This is a genomic window from Corynebacterium sp. ACRPS, assembly GCF_022346005.1.
Taxonomy (GTDB): domain Bacteria; phylum Actinomycetota; class Actinomycetes; order Mycobacteriales; family Mycobacteriaceae; genus Corynebacterium.
On sequence record NZ_JAKRMY010000011.1, the window covers coordinates 22,590 to 36,750 of the forward strand.

The 14,161-nt window shown below is 56.9% G+C and carries 14 protein-coding genes; 7 read left to right on the forward strand and 7 right to left on the reverse strand.

Annotated elements, in window-relative coordinates; genetic code table 11:
* The first annotated feature begins 232 nt into the window (after window positions 1-232).
* From rpmH to MHX65_RS07745, 7 genes are read left to right on the forward strand one after another with little or no spacing between them, the layout of a single operon-like run.
* Window positions 233-376 (forward strand): 50S ribosomal protein L34, encoded by a 144-nt coding sequence (rpmH, locus tag MHX65_RS07715; RefSeq protein WP_005275994.1) that lies wholly within the window; start codon window positions 233-235, stop codon window positions 374-376.
* Between the two features lie 3 nt (window positions 377-379).
* Window positions 380-760 carry a ribonuclease P protein component gene (gene rnpA, locus MHX65_RS07720; RefSeq protein ID WP_239269564.1) on the forward strand — a complete coding sequence of 127 codons (381 nt, stop codon included), beginning with the start codon at window positions 380-382 and terminating at the stop codon, window positions 758-760.
* Entirely contained in the window at window positions 748-1,029 is a 282-nt protein-coding gene (gene yidD, locus MHX65_RS07725; RefSeq protein ID WP_239269565.1) for a membrane protein insertion efficiency factor YidD, read from the forward strand. The genes rnpA and yidD overlap by 13 nt, the downstream gene beginning before the upstream one ends.
* A gap of 13 nt (window positions 1,030-1,042) precedes the next feature.
* Complete coding sequence (gene yidC / locus MHX65_RS07730) at window positions 1,043-2,026, forward strand: membrane protein insertase YidC (RefSeq protein ID WP_023024601.1); 984 nt, start codon at window positions 1,043-1,045, stop codon at window positions 2,024-2,026.
* A gap of 33 nt (window positions 2,027-2,059) precedes the next feature.
* The gene (rsmG, locus tag MHX65_RS07735) at window positions 2,060-2,659 is read left to right on the forward strand and encodes a 16S rRNA (guanine(527)-N(7))-methyltransferase RsmG (protein WP_239269625.1); all 600 of its coding nucleotides are present in this window, start codon (window positions 2,060-2,062) and stop codon (window positions 2,657-2,659) included.
* A gap of 10 nt (window positions 2,660-2,669) precedes the next feature.
* Window positions 2,670-3,518 (forward strand): ParA family protein, encoded by an 849-nt coding sequence (locus tag MHX65_RS07740; protein WP_239269566.1) that lies wholly within the window; start codon window positions 2,670-2,672, stop codon window positions 3,516-3,518.
* 6 nt (window positions 3,519-3,524) lie between these two features.
* Window positions 3,525-4,565, forward strand: coding sequence for a ParB/RepB/Spo0J family partition protein (locus MHX65_RS07745; RefSeq protein WP_239269567.1), 1,041 nt, complete (start codon window positions 3,525-3,527; stop codon window positions 4,563-4,565).
* 75 nt (window positions 4,566-4,640) lie between these two features.
* Here the strand turns inward: MHX65_RS07745 and MHX65_RS07750 are convergent, their stop codons facing one another.
* The 7 genes from MHX65_RS07750 to MHX65_RS07780 form a co-directional block, all read right to left on the reverse strand.
* Window positions 4,641-6,002, reverse strand: a complete 1,362-nt coding sequence (locus tag MHX65_RS07750; protein WP_239269568.1) for an MFS transporter — start codon at window positions 6,000-6,002, stop codon at window positions 4,641-4,643.
* A gap of 101 nt (window positions 6,003-6,103) precedes the next feature.
* Entirely contained in the window at window positions 6,104-7,285 is a 1,182-nt protein-coding gene (locus MHX65_RS07755; RefSeq protein WP_034653713.1) for an N-acetylmuramoyl-L-alanine amidase, read from the reverse strand.
* 83 nt (window positions 7,286-7,368) lie between these two features.
* A complete protein-coding gene (gene trxA / locus MHX65_RS07760) occupies window positions 7,369-7,692 on the reverse strand; it encodes a thioredoxin (protein ID WP_023029766.1) in 324 nt (107 codons plus the stop codon).
* A 7-nt stretch (window positions 7,693-7,699) separates the two neighbouring features.
* Entirely contained in the window at window positions 7,700-8,626 is a 927-nt protein-coding gene (trxB, locus tag MHX65_RS07765; RefSeq protein ID WP_005275966.1) for a thioredoxin-disulfide reductase, read from the reverse strand.
* Between the two features lie 129 nt (window positions 8,627-8,755).
* Window positions 8,756-9,304 (reverse strand): RNA polymerase sigma factor, encoded by a 549-nt coding sequence (locus tag MHX65_RS07770; RefSeq protein WP_005275963.1) that lies wholly within the window; start codon window positions 9,302-9,304, stop codon window positions 8,756-8,758.
* 94 nt (window positions 9,305-9,398) lie between these two features.
* A complete protein-coding gene (gene pepN / locus MHX65_RS07775) occupies window positions 9,399-11,918 on the reverse strand; it encodes an aminopeptidase N (protein WP_239269569.1) in 2,520 nt (839 codons plus the stop codon).
* 69 nt (window positions 11,919-11,987) lie between these two features.
* Window positions 11,988-13,703: an ATP-binding protein gene (locus MHX65_RS07780; protein ID WP_239269570.1), complete on the reverse strand. Its 1,716-nt coding sequence runs from the start codon at window positions 13,701-13,703 to the stop codon at window positions 11,988-11,990.
* Between the last annotated feature and the right edge of the window lie 458 nt (window positions 13,704-14,161).

The following is a 14,161-nucleotide window of genomic DNA, read 5'->3' on the forward strand; positions in this document are numbered from 1 at the left end:
CCCGAGTGTCGATTTGTTTCCAGCGGTTTAAATCACGTAATCTGGCATGGTCTATTGCAACAGAGAGTTGCGCGTGAACAGGACAGCGTCACTTCGCATTGGCTGGGCTACCAGAGCTCGCCGAGCGTTCGGATAACAGTGACGCGTCAGGTTCATGGAATCCATTCATCAGTGGATATGCTGCCCCTTTGTGGCGGCAGTATGTCCACGTACAACTTCAAGGAGAATTGACGTGGCAAAGGGTAAGCGCACGTTCCAGCCGAACAACCGTCGCCGTGCACGTAAGCACGGTTTCCGCACTCGCATGAGCACCCGCTCCGGTCGTGCAATTGTGGCCGCTCGCCGCAAGAAGGGCCGCGCAAAGCTGTCCGCATAAGTCATGCTGCCAGCCCACCACAAGCTCACATCGCCGCCGCAATTTCGGCGGACGATGAAGGGCAGTCGCCGGCAGGGCACTCGCACCGTCGTCGTGCATGCGCGCGATACCATGAGTGCGGATTCCAATGGCACCATGGGCAATCCGGCCGACATCGCGGCCACCGGGCCGCGATTCGGCCTCATTGTTTCTAAAGCCGTCGGGAATGCAGTGGTACGCCACCGCACCTCCCGGCGGCTTCGCCATGTGTGCATGACACTTATCCCCAAGCTCCCAGCGGGCGTGGATGTCGTGATTCGTGCGCTACCTGCAAGCGCGACTGCTACCAGTGAGCAATTAGAAAAAGATATTACTAAGGCGCTGCGCAAGCAATGGGATATTTAAATACCCGTGGGGAAGAAATTCCTGCAGCCTCTGGACTGGCCGCACCGTTGGTTAAAGCGGTTCGTTTCTACCAAAAACATGTCTCGGGCCTTAAGATGGTATCAACCTGTCGGTTCGAACCGACATGCAGTGCTTATGCCTTAGAGGCGTTGTCCAGACACGGCGCGTTTAAAGGTACGGCGATGGCAATGGCTAGGGTGTGCAAATGTGGGCCCTGGCATCCGGGCGGATTCGATCCAGTCCCGGTACCGGTCACCAACAACAACTGAGGATTAAACACTCGTGCTTAATTTCATTTACTGGCCAATTTCGGCCGTTTTATGGTTCTGGCACTGGCTGCTATCCCTCGTAATGGATCCCGCCTGGGGCATTACGTGGATTTTGGCCATCGTGCTGCTGACCTGGACGCTGAAGGCGCTCATGGTCAAGCCCACCGTGAGCCAGATCCGATCTTCACGCAAGATGCAGGAAATCCAGCCCAAGGTGCAGGAAATCCGCGCGAAGTACGGCAACGATCAGGCTCGAGCCGCGCAGGAAATGCAGAAGGTCTATAAGGAATCTGGCGTTCGCCCGATGGCCGGCTGCCTTCCGGTCTTGGTTCAGATTCCAATGTTCATTGGTCTTTTCCACGTGCTGCGCTCGTTCGACCGCACGGTTGCTGTAGCCGGCGGCATTGGACACCCCAGCGGCGAACCGATGTCCATTGAGGCCAACGCCAATACCGCGAACTACATCTTTAAGCCGGAGCTCGTCCAGCAGTTCTTGGATGCCAAGATCTTTGGCGTTCCGCTGGTTACTAACCTCCGCCTGAACTCGCCCCTGGTGGAAGGCGTTACCACTACCACCCAGGCGGCGTTCATCATTGTGCCGATGATTGCCGTCATTGTGGTGCTGATGCACTTTAACGCGCGCATGAGCCTGAACCGCCAAGAAAAGCGCCGCGCCCAGGGCAAGACTTCCGCCCCGCAGGGTCAGAATGCGGAAATGATGCAGCAGCAGATGGCAATGATGTCCAAGATGATGCTGTGGGTCATGCCCGCAATGCTGATCTTTTCCGGCTTCATCTGGCCCATCGGTTTGCTGTTCTACATGCTGTCCAACACCGTGTGGACCTTCTTCCAGACCCGCATCATCTACGGCAAGATGGACCGCGAAGAAGAAGAGGAAGAGGCCGCTAAGATTGAGGCCAAGCGCACCACCGCTCCAAAGCCAGGCGCTCGCAAGAAAGATAACCGCACCAAGAAACAGCGGAAGAACGACAATTAAACAGCTACTGAGGAGATTCTCATAGTGTCCGAGATGGACCCGTCTGCAGTATTTGGCTCTCGCCTGCCGCTCGCGCAGGAATACCACGATTCGCTCGCTACAGACGGGTCCACTCGTGGTTTTATCGGCCCGCGCGAGGTACCGCGGCTGTGGGAGCGCCACATCTTAAACTGCGCCGTCATTGAACAAGTCATTCCGGAAGGCACCACGGTTATCGATGTCGGCTCTGGTGCCGGGCTGCCCGGCATCCCGCTGGCCATCGCCCGCCCCGATCTGCATATCACGCTCATTGAGCCGCTTTTAAAGCGCTATAACTACCTCAACGAGGTGACCGAAAAGCTGGGGCTAGATAATGTCACCGTGTTGCGAGGGCGCGCGGAAGAAGGCCCCATTAAAAAGGCAGTGGTCGGCGCGGATGTGGTGACCTCCCGCGCAGTAGCACCCCTGGGAAGGCTGGCAAAGTGGTCTCTTCCCTTGGTGCGTAAGGGCGGGGAAATGATCGCGCTGAAGGGTTCTTCTGTACACGAAGAACTAGAGCGCGATGCCGCGGATATTCAGAAAGCCGGCGGCGGAAAAGCCGAGGTCACGACCGTTCACGGAACCACGATTATCCGTGTCCCGCGCGTGAACTAAAGTAGACGGCATGACTAATCCGCGCCTTATCACCATTGCCAACCAGAAGGGCGGCGTAGGTAAAACCACCTCCGCCGCTAACTTGGCCGCAGCCCTTGCTACTGAAGGCAAGAAGGTATTGGTCATTGACCTTGACCCCCAGGGAAACGCATCGACCGCCATGGGCGCGGAACATAGCTCAGGGACTGATTCCAGCTATGAATTGCTCTTGGGTGATTGCACTGCGGAAAAGGCCATGCAGGCTTCCCCGCACAATTCCAACCTTTATTGCATCCCCGCGACTATCGATCTCGCCGGCGCGGAAATTGAGATGGTCTCTCTCGTGCGCCGCGAGTTTCGGCTTTACGATGCCCTGCATAAAGGGTTCCTAGAAGATCACGGCTTTGAATACGTCTTTATCGATTGCCCGCCATCTTTGGGCTTGCTGACGATCAATGCCATGACGTGTGCGGAAGAAGTCATCATTCCTATCCAGTGCGAGTACTACGCACTGGAGGGCGTGGGCCAGTTACTGGGCAATATCACGATGATTCGCGAGCACCTCAATGAAGATCTCCATATCTCTGCGGTGCTCCTTACCATGTATGATGCACGTACGCGTTTGGCTGAGGATGTGGCCGATAACGTTCGTGAGCAATTTGGCGCCGTTGTCATGGGCAATGTCATCCCGCGTTCCGTGCGCGTCTCAGAGGCACCTGGTTACGGGACCACGGTGATTGATTACGCCCCTTCATCCACGGGTGCACGGGCGTATCTCGCCGCGGCTCGCGAGCTCAACAGGCGCGGTGATTATCGCCCGCATCCCACTACGGGGGCGATTGGCGTGAGCCCCGAAATTTATGCGGAATTGGAAGGATAGGATTTCATGGCAGAACAAAAGCAAGGTGGCCTAGGCAAAGGCTTGGCCGCTCTCATCCCGTCCGGCCCCGACGCGCCCACCCGCAAGCCACGGCTGGGTGATTCCGCCGCAGATATTATCTTGGGAAATTCCACGGGCAATAGCGAGCGTAAGGCACGCGGTGAGAAGCGCGTGAAGGGCGCTCCCACCATCCAACAAGGCTCTGGGTCCAAGTCCTCCAAGAAGCGGCAAGCTACGCCGGCAGCAATCGGGGCGACCTACCGCGAGATTTCCGTGGGGGAAATCGTCCCGAACCCCAAGCAGCCGCGTACCGTTTTTGATGAGGATGAGCTCAGCGAACTGGTTCATTCCATCCGCGAATTCGGCCTCCTGCAGCCGGTCGTCGTCCGCCCCTCCGAGGAGGGCGGATTTGAGCTCATCATGGGTGAGCGTCGTTGGCGCGCCTCCTCCAAGGCTGGTTTGGCCACCATCCCTGCCATCGTGCGCGATACCAAAGATGACAACCTGCTGCGCGATGCCCTGCTGGAAAACATTCACCGCGTCCAGCTCAACCCTTTGGAAGAGGCACACGCCTATCAGCAGCTTTTGGAAGAGTTCGGCGTTACCCAGAACGAACTAGCGGACCGCATTGGCCGCTCCCGCCCGCAGGTGACCAACATGCTCCGCCTGTTGCGGTTGCCTGTGGAAGTGCAAAAGCGAGTCGCCGCAGGCACCCTCTCGGCTGGTCACGCCCGCGCTATCTTGGGCCTCGATGACAAGGAAGCGATGGACTACATCGCGGACCGGGTTATTTCGGAAGGCCTGTCCGTGCGCGCCACCGAGGAAGCCGTGACGCTGTATAAGCGCGACGGGAAGCCTGCGGAGAATAAGAAGAAGTCTCAGGTACCGCAGCCGCAATTTTTCACCGACTCGGCTGAGCGCCTCTCAGATCGCTTCGATACTAAGGTCACCGTGACCATGGGTAAGCGCAAGGGCAAGATGGTCGTAGAATTTGGCGACCAAGAAGACTTCGAGCGCATCATGGCGCTGATGGAGCGGGATAAATAACTGGCTCCTGCGGCAGGTTCCCCAGGTACCTGCCGAGTTCCCATCGTTAGTGCCCTCCTCTTCAGAGCGAGGGCACTATTTTTTAGAAAAGATGAAGTGGCCCTTGGCTTGTTCTTCCTCGTGTTCGGCGCCAAGCGGGATGCCCTTGCGCTCGCGCAGGAGTAGGGCTGCAATAAATCCGACGATGCTTGCGGAGACAAGATAGACGGATACCGCAAAGGTCGTGCCCGTTGCTTCTACCAACGCTGCGGCGATCATCGGGGCGAAGGCGCCGCCGAGGACGGAACCAATGGCATAAGTAATCGATACGCCCGAGGCACGGATGGATGCGGGGAAAAGCTCGGTATACATGGCAGATTGCGCACCGTAGGTTAACCCGAGTCCTACCGTCAGGAAGATGAGGGCGGCATAAAGCAATCCCAGGGACGCCGTATTTACCAGCGGGAAAAGGGCCGCTGCGCCGATTGCTTGAATGACAAATCCGATGAGATATGTCGCGCGGCGCCCGATGTAGTCCGATAACCAGCCGGCGAAAAGGGTAAAGATGAGCCACGTGAAGGCGGATAGGGTGACGGCATTGAGGACATCGCCACGCGCGAGCGAGACCGGGCCCTCGGGGTTGGTGGCGTAATTTTGGATATAGCCACCGGTGGTCATATAGCCCACGGTGCCATTGCCGGCAAAGACTAGGGCCGCGACGAGGACAAGCGGGAAATACCGCTTGAAAAGGATCCCAATGGGGTTTGCCGCCTCGCGTTTCTTATTATCCGAGATCTCTTGAAAGACCGGTGATTCATCTACGCCGACGCGGACGGCGTAACCGATGATCACGAGGACAAAGGAAAGCAAGAACGGCACGCGCCAACCCCACTCAAGGAAGGCATCCCCTGGCGCGATGATGTTCATGATGGACAGCACGCCAGAGGACATCAGCAGGCCGATGGGGACTCCGATCTGTGGCCCAGCGCCGAAGAGGCCGCGCTTATCGTTGGGAGCGTGCTCAACTGCAAGCAGTACCGCTGATCCCCACTCTCCCCCGGCAGAGATGCCTTGGATGATGCGGAGGAAAATCAACAGGACGGGAGCCCATACTCCCGCCGTATCGTAGGTAGGCAGGAGGCCAATCAGTGTGGTGGCCCCGCCCATGGCAAAAAGGGTGACCATGAGAACGAGGCGGCGGCCAAGGCGGTCACCAAAATGGCCCGCTAGGAACGCGCCAAGCGGGCGAAACAGGAAGGACAGGCCCACGGAGGCGAAGGAGACGATGCTGGCTACCCCGCCTTCTAGGGGGCCGAACATCACCTGGTTGAATACCAGGCCGGCAACTGCGGCATAGAGAAAGTAGTCATACCATTCAATCGCTGTTCCGATTGTGGTGGCAGCTACCACGCGGCGAGTTTCTTTTCTGGAAATTGGGGCGGAGGTTGTGCTGCCCATAATGAGAATCCATTCACTGTGTAGTAGTCAATAACTGGACTGATATTACACGGTGGCTACGCCACAAAAGAATGCCTGCGCCCCAAACCTAGCGTGGAGGGCTAAGCCTGCTCCGCCTGAAGAAGCTCGGAGAATTTGTAGGTGCCGGTAATGGCGGTGTCTTGCTCCATGAGGTACATGCGCTTGACGGCGATGACGATTGCTTCTGCAATATCGTCACGGCGCTTTGGGTTGGTCAGGATTTTGACGTCCTCAGGGTTGGTGAGATAACCTAAAAAGATCTGTACCACCGGCATTTGCGTCAGGCGCAAGAGATCCCAAGTGCGGCCATGGTTGGAACAGTCCTGGAGATCGGTGCGTGCCACTATTTCACGCTGGATGAAGCCGGAAAGGGTTTCACCAATGAGTGAGGAGTTTCCGGATTCGGACCCAAAGTAGAACGTGGCGACGCCATGGGCCTTTTCGTTGGGATAAGAATCGCACGCCAAAGAGATGACCATATCGGCATCAAAGGCATTGGCCAGCTCGGCACGTGATTGCACGTCCGCATCATCGGTGCGGGGGCGCGAAATAATGGTTTCCATGCCGGCGGCGATCATGCGGCCTTCGATGCGTTGGGTGAGATCCCAGAGGATTTCTTGCTCAGAAATATCACCAAAACGGCCCTTGACGGTGAAGCCGGAGTCCCGGCCGCTCAGTGCAGGGTCAATGACCACGCGCTTGCCAGCCAGTTTCGGCCCGGCATTGCGCACGCGCTCGCGTTCTACAATATTGTGCGCTGAACCGCCGGTGATGCGGCGGCCGAGCAAGCTGAGCGCGCGAATGGTCGCGGGCCCACACACGCCGTCTTCCTGTAGCCCGCAGTTGTGCTGGTATTCGGTGAGTGCAGCGTGGGTAGTGCGGCCAAAATGGCCATCGACGCGATCTTGATAAAACCCAAGCTCTTGTAGCTGTTGCTGCAATTGAGAGATGTCATCGCCCACCAACGCATTGGTGGGTTCGTAGCTCAATACGCGGCTGCCCAGGGTATAAGAGGCTTGGCGCAATTCGCGCAGGGTGAGATCGTCGATCTCTCCCGTTGGGAGGATGCCGCGAGACTGCTGGAATGCCTTGAGCACTTCAGCGAGATCGGCATCAAAGGTCTTATCAGTCTCGGAGTACTTCTGCTTTTTCCAGGCAGACAGTTCCCCCGTGAAATCTGATAAGAGGCCAAGGCGAGCCAAGGTGGCGCGAGCTTCAGCTACGCGCACACTTGAATCACCAACCCGAAGAACGCGATTCACGCCTTTCACCCCTTCCACGGCCCTAGGACTTTGGGCCGCATGGCAGATTTCCTACTCGTTAACTTTAGTAACAAGATTAACAGCTATAGCTGTTTTTTCACTTGCGCCACGATGTCATCTTTAGAACGCAGGCCGACGAACTCATCGACCTTCTCGCCATTGTTGAAAATCAATACATTTGGGATGGACATGATTTGGAACATGGCACCGAGGTTTCGTTCTTCATCGACGTTGACCTGGGCGATGGTGACCTCACCGTCGAGCTCATCTGCGACCTCTTCCAAGATCGGAGACAGCTTCTTGCATGGCCCGCACCATTCCGCCCAGAAGTCCACGACGACGGGTTTATCCGACTCGATAACATCAGAACGGAATGTTTCAGTGGTCACCTTTTTGACGTTACTCATACTGGATCTAACGGTTTGCAGCCAAGAATTGTTCCGCATCCATGGCAGCGCGGCAGCCAGATCCCGCGGCCGTGATGGCCTGCTGATAGTGATCATCTACCAAGTCACCGCAAGCGAAAACGCCAGGCAGCGAGGTCTTAGTGGAGGGCTGATCAACCTCAACGTAGCCGTTGTCGTTCAGCTTTACCTGGCCGTTGAGGAAGGACGAGCGCGGATCGTGGCCAATGGCAACGAACATGGCGGTCACATCCAAGGTGGAGGTTTCCCCAGTCTCAACGTCCTTGAGCTCTAGGCCGCCGACCTTGCCGTCATCTTCAAGCACGCGCTCGACAACCTTGTTGGTTTCCCACTTAATCTGCTCGTTCTCCTGGGCGCGGTCCAACATGATCTTGGAGGCGCGGAAGTTTTCGGAGCGGTTCACAATGGTGACAGACTCCGCGAACTTGGTCAGGAAGGTAGCTTCCTCCATGGCGGAATCGCCGCCGCCGATGACGGCGATATTGTGTCCCTTGAAGAAGAAACCATCGCACGTAGCGCAGGTGGAAACACCGCGGCCGGAGAGCTCTTCCTCGCCGGGAATGCCAAGGTGGCGCGGTGCGGCGCCGGTGGCGAGGATTACCGTGCGGGCTTCAAATACCTCATCGCCTACGTGGAGCTTTTTAATATCGCCCTCCAACTCGACGGAGTCGACGACTTCCATGCGCAGATCCGCGCCAAAGCGGATTGACTGTGCGCGCATTTCTTCCATGAGCTCTGGGCCCATGATGCCCTTTTGGAAGCCCGGGTAGTTCTCTACCTCGGTGGTGTTCATTAATTCGCCACCGTATTCAAATCCCTCAAATACAATGGGGCTGAGTTCAGCACGAGCGGCATAAAGCGCGGCGGTATAACCGGCAGGTCCGGAACCTACGATGGCAACATCGTGGACGGTCATTGCTAACTCCCTAAAATCACAGTGTCATTTTGCGTAACGTCAAGAGTCTACCCGCCAGATTGCGAATCGTTCATATTGCAAAGGCTCGCCGCAGCGAAATTGATGCAAGAATGATGCGATATCGAGATGTTAACCGATGGCTTCGCGCAAGACCTCCCGCGCGCGTGCCCGGCGAGATTTAACGGTGCCTGGCTTTACGCCCTGGGCGGTGGCAACTTCGTTGACGCGGAAGCCGGCGACATCGGTAAGCATGAGGGCTTCGCGCTGATCTTGCCTTAATAGCTCCATGGCCTCGCGGACGACGAGCTGCTCGGCAAGATTTTCAGATGGGTTATGCGCCAGCAGTGGATTGCGATCATCGGCAAAATCATCGCTATCGAGCGAGGCGTTTTCCCTATTAGCCCGGTGATTTAAATAGTCGTAGCCGGTGTTTTTCACCAGGCGGTGCAGCCACGTGCTTAAGGCCGATTCCCGCCGGTAATTATGGAGATTGCAGCTAGCGCGCAGAAAGGCTTCTTGCACGACATCCTGCGCGTCATATTCATTCCTTGTATAACGCCGCGCCACGGTGGTCAGCCGCTTGCGGTGGCGTTCCACGATGGCGGAAAAGGCTTTATTATCCCCCTCGATGAAAGCATCAACTAATTCTTCGTCGCTGTGGTCAGGACTTAATGGCATCTGTAGATTCCCCCCGGATCAACAAGTGTTAAAGCAATTGTGACCCGAGGGGAACTCCGGCGCGAGCCGGCGGCGGTACAGTCTATTGACCCGCCTACTGCTGAGCGCGCACGCGCAGGGTGCGGCGCAGGTGATCGCGGCACTCTAGGAGTACGCGGCGCAGCGCACCCGGTAGATCCTTGTGCAGGAGATCCGTGGTGGCGGACTCCGCCATGGAAGATTCCGGGTAGAGGCCGCGGATCAGCCGGTTGGCTATCTCAATGGGGTGGTTATCCCAGATTTCTTCGACGCGGCGGAAGAACTCTTCGGCGAATTCTTCCTGCAGCTCCGCCGAGCGCGGGGCATTAAAGCCGGCCAGCAGGGCATCGACCTCCGCATTGGAGTACTCCCCTGGCGTTAGCGCGCTATTGAAGGCGGCCCGCTTGGTCTGCGGCGTGGGGAAGGCGTGGCTAGCGCCCAAGAATTCGGCGGCGCCGGTCAGCGTATTATCGCGCTGCTTTTCTGCCTCCAACTCATCCAGTTTGACGGCGTCGCGGGCGGCTAGGGCGCGCAGGATGGACCAGCGGATCTGCGGATCGAGGCGCAGGCCCGCCACCGCGCCGGCGAGCAGGTCACGCAGGCGATCGGTGCCGGAGTCCTTAGGCGTTGCGGCCAGTGCGGCAATGGAGGTGCGGGCCAGAATGAGCTGCGCATCGGAGCCCGGATCCGCGGCGTCGAGCTGTTCCCACAGTGCATCGGCGAATTCGGCGCGCACCTGCTCGCGGCGGTCTTCGGCCACATAGTGCTGGATGGCAAAGTGCGCATTGCCGTAAGCGGTGGTCAGCAGCGTGGCATTGGTCTCTGCGGGCGCGTGCTTGGCGACGACCCCCACGTACTCCTCCGCATTCCATTCCCCGTCCCTAGTGAGGTTCCACAACGAGGTCCAGATGACCGCGCGGCTAAGCCCATCCTGGACCTCGGAGAGGTGATCGCTGATGGTGGCAAGCGAAACGTCGTCGAAGCGGACCTTGGTGTAGGTGTGGTCGGCATCGTTAAGCAGCAGCAATGCCGGGGCCTTCTCCCCCGCCGCCTCATCCACGATGGTGCGGTGGCCACCGGCGGGAAGGTCGATGTCGAATTCGCGGTACTTGTGCAAGGAGGCATCAAAAAGCGCCACGCTCAGGCGGTGTGGCCGGGTCGTATCCTCGGCCTCGGCGCTCACCGCGAGCTCGGTGATCTTGTCGCCCTCCGTGTGCAGCTCCGGGGTAAGTGTATCCGGCCCCCAGGTGCGCAGCCACGCCTTTGACCAGGAATCGAGGTCGCGGTCGGTGTGCTTTTTCAGGGCAGTGAGCAGGTCATCGAAGGTGGCCGCGGCGAAGGCATGCTCCTGGAAGTAATTCCTTGCGCCCGCGTAAAAATTATCGCGGCCTACGTAGTGCACGAGCTGCTTGAGCACGGCCGCGCCCTTGGCATAGGTAATGCCATCGAAGTTCTGGCGCGCGGCATCCACGTCTGGGATCTCGGCCTTGATGGGGTGCGTGGTGGGAAGCTGATCCTGCAGGTAGGCCCAGTTCTTGCGCTCGCCAGCGAAGTTGACCCACGCCTCTTCGTAGGCGGTGGCGTGCACGGAGGCATCGGCGCCCATGAACTCGGCAAAGGACTCCTTGAGCCAGAGATCGTCCCACCACTGCGGGGTGACAAGATCGCCGAACCACATGTGGGACATCTCGTGCAGGATGGTATTTGCGCGAGCGGCCTTCTGGCTGTGCGTGGCCTTAGAGCGGAAGATATAGCTTTCCGTAAAGGTCACCAGGCCCGGGTTCTCCATCGCGCCGAGGTTATATTCCGGTACGAAGATGGAATCGTACTTACCCCAAGGGTAAGCAAAGCCGAAATTCTCGTGGAAATAGTCCATGCCCTGTGCGGTAAGCTCCAAGATCTCCTCGTCCAAGTACTCAAACATGGAGGCGCGGGCAAAGGCGCGCAGCTGCGCGGAGTGCTCGCCATCCGGCGAGGTCCAGACGCGTTCTTGATACTGATAAGGCCCCGCGGCAAAAGAGGTGAGGTACGTCGAGAGCGGCGGGGTGGGCGCAAAGCGAACCGTGGCATTGTCCCCCTGCTCCTCGCGCTCGGTCTCCGGCTGGTTGGAGAGGATCTGCCAGTCCTTCGGCGCGGTCATGGCGACGTGGAACGGCGCCTTGAGGTCGGGCTGCTCAAAGCAAGGGAAGATGCGGCGGGCATCGGAAGGCTCGAGGTGCGAGTACAGATAGGTCGCGTCATCGGCCTGGTCGTGCATGCGGTGCAAACCCTGGCCCGTACGCGAGTAGCGCGAGGTGCCGCTGATCTCAATGGTTAGCTCCTCCCCCACCGGTAGCCCGTGGAGGCGGATAAGGCTGCCATCAAAGTCGATGTCCTGCGCCTGACCGTTAACTGTTACCTGCTCTACCGATTCTCCCAGGTAGTCCAGGAAAAGCTCGGGCTCGGTGGTGGTGAGCTCGATGCAGCTCGTCGCGCCAAACGTGGGGCTTTCCTTCACCTGAGATAAGTCCAAATGCAGGTGGTATGCCCGCAGGTCTACTGCTGCGGCGCGCTCTTGGAGTAGCTCGTGCTGGGATTTATAGCATTGTGTCGTCATAGTTAGAAACTATAGTTACCGCAGAAGCTGGGCTCAGGAAGATGTGCTCCTGAATCTGCGAGGAGCATTTCAACCGGCGACAATCCACCGAGTATTACTGCCTCTTTGTGGGCCCGATGGATCGATCGTGGCTTGTCCCATTTTTTTCAAATGGCGCAGGATATCAGTTATCACCTTTCTGTCGACACCTAGTTCCTCGGCCGTCTCCCGTGCGGAGAGTACTTCGCCTGCTTCAAGCTGTGCCAAAATCCAATCTTGCACTGAGGCCGATGAAATTGCTCCTTGTTTATTCAATCCCATGAGTTTCCTCGCGTCACCAGACAGGATCCATTCCCCGGCGTTCCGAAGCCTTTCCAGGTATCCAATAGACGAATACCACTGGAGAATATCTTGGGCTTCTTGCTCGGTGACCTGCATTAGAGCGGCTGTGGATCGGTTGAGCAAAATCTTGTGATCCATGAGTTGGCGTGCGATAAGTAACCCATTGATACTTTCGAACGCCTTGTCCGGGTAATGGTCGTTTAATTTAGCTAACGCATAGACAAAGTCCTTGTCTACCTCACCAGAAGATAGGCTTACTTCGACAAAATTCTCCGCTGTATGCAAAGCCGGGGTATGGCGTCCACTAGCTAACATCGCTGCCCACATGCGGTCGAAACCCCGTGAAGATTCCTCTGCAAGGTCCAGCATTCTTAAGGCAGCCATGAGTCGCGGATTGCGGGGAATCGATTGAGTAGTTAAGATTCGCTTTTCTGTGACTCCCACTGGCAACGGTCCTGGTGACCACACAGTAAGCGCTGTCGGTGATTGGTCAATGACTACTGCACTACTAGCATCCCAATCCCTGTGTGCGAGAGCGTTAGAAATGACCTCGTCCACTGCGGTCTCAGGAAAGGCTGGGATAGAAATCTCTTGCCCGTTTGGGAAGGTCACGCGTGCAACTTCTGTTCGTGCTGCGGTTGCTACGAGCTCTTTTAGCCTCAGGTAGGCGGTGATCAAAGGTGCAGATATTTCCGTGGCCTGGGGATCTCCTCCAGGTACCTCACGGGCCAAGTGCCTGATGGTAGTTCGACTGTTGGCTGGAGTAATGAACAGGATTTCTGCGGCGTAGGTTAACTGACCATCGCGGGTGAGAAGACCGAGCTCGGAAAGTAGTTCATTGGTCGTGTGGGGTACTCGATCTAAGGAACCTGAAGCCGATCGTGCTTTTTTGAGGAGCCGGCGCGCTTGATCGATGGCTGTAGCATCCAAATCTTCGAAAGAATATCGGGACTCAGCTGCAGAAAAGTCCGGATTTGCGCGCTGAAAGGCGATGGAGCGCCGCTCTTCTTCAGAAAGTGGCACGCACGAGGTGCCTCTGCGAATGCTGGCCTGCCCTTTCGGGCGTTGGTAAAGTGTCAACCCCTTGGGAATTCGCAGACAAATAAGCCGCTGACCGCAATAGTTAAGTTCAGTTCCTTCTACTCTGATTCCAGGTTGAGTACCATTAAATATTTTCTGCTCAATCCATTCGATGCTGCGTGAGGTTCCGGTAAAAGCTGCGGCACCTGCCCTTTTATCTGAAACGCCCAAGACGATATGGCAAACCCCGGCGTTCGCGTTGGAAAAGCATATGGTTTCATCAATGAGGAATTCAGTAAGTGAAGCATCTGGGTTTCGATTCTGTGGATGTGTTGTGGGATCTTCTTTGAAGTCCAAAACCTGACTCTCTTGGCTATCGGCGGTAGCACCTTCCTCGATAGCTTTGAGAGCTGCGTAAACGGCCTGCAATTCTGCCTCAGACATAAATGAATGCTAGCACAAGTTGTTTCAAACAACTTGTGCACAACTCCTCGAAGCTTAATTACTCGATTACAACAGATGTGCTGGTCAGAAGAGTAGCAAGTTGTTTGAAGTTGTTTACCTTAAAATCGCGCGGCGATTCCAGGGTTTTAAACGAGGGACCTAGGAATTTCTTTAAAAACCCAGCCTAACTTCGATATTTTGGGCAAACTGCTACTTCCGGCGGGGGTGCTAACTCGCGAATACTTGGGGCTTCACGGAACCCAGAAGTTGTTTGAAATAACTATACACAACTCTCAACTAATATAATTCGGTCGCTTCTTCATACCTGCAGCTCAAGGTATAAATTCAAGTTGTTTGAAGTTGTTGTGGAGTTGTTTTGTGCTGGCCGAGTAATTGCCCAGACAAGGCACCAAACCTGAAAGATTTGCCTGGGGAATACGACTAAAGCCCGCGGCCGG

What these genes read in the sequence shown, in the direction of transcription:
- MHX65_RS07750 (WP_239269568.1), bottom strand. Translation starts at nt 6,002, where the DNA reads ATGGGCAGCACAACCTCCGCCCCAATTTCCAGAAAAGAAACTCGCCGC.
- yidD (WP_239269565.1), top strand. Translation starts at nt 748, where the DNA reads ATGGGATATTTAAATACCCGTGGGGAAGAAATTCCTGCAGCCTCTGGA.
- pepN (WP_239269569.1), bottom strand. Translation starts at nt 11,918, where the DNA reads ATGACGACACAATGCTATAAATCCCAGCACGAGCTACTCCAAGAGCGC.
- trxB (WP_005275966.1), bottom strand. Translation starts at nt 8,626, where the DNA reads ATGACCGTCCACGATGTTGCCATCGTAGGTTCCGGACCTGCCGGTTAT.
- MHX65_RS07770 (WP_005275963.1), bottom strand. Translation starts at nt 9,304, where the DNA reads ATGCCATTAAGTCCTGACCACAGCGACGAAGAATTAGTTGATGCTTTC.
- MHX65_RS07780 (WP_239269570.1), bottom strand. Translation starts at nt 13,703, where the DNA reads ATGTCTGAGGCAGAATTGCAGGCCGTTTACGCAGCTCTCAAAGCTATC.
- MHX65_RS07740 (WP_239269566.1), top strand. Translation starts at nt 2,670, where the DNA reads ATGACTAATCCGCGCCTTATCACCATTGCCAACCAGAAGGGCGGCGTA.
- MHX65_RS07745 (WP_239269567.1), top strand. Translation starts at nt 3,525, where the DNA reads ATGGCAGAACAAAAGCAAGGTGGCCTAGGCAAAGGCTTGGCCGCTCTC.
- rsmG (WP_239269625.1), top strand. Translation starts at nt 2,060, where the DNA reads ATGGACCCGTCTGCAGTATTTGGCTCTCGCCTGCCGCTCGCGCAGGAA.
- trxA (WP_023029766.1), bottom strand. Translation starts at nt 7,692, where the DNA reads ATGAGTAACGTCAAAAAGGTGACCACTGAAACATTCCGTTCTGATGTT.
- rnpA (WP_239269564.1), top strand. Translation starts at nt 380, where the DNA reads ATGCTGCCAGCCCACCACAAGCTCACATCGCCGCCGCAATTTCGGCGG.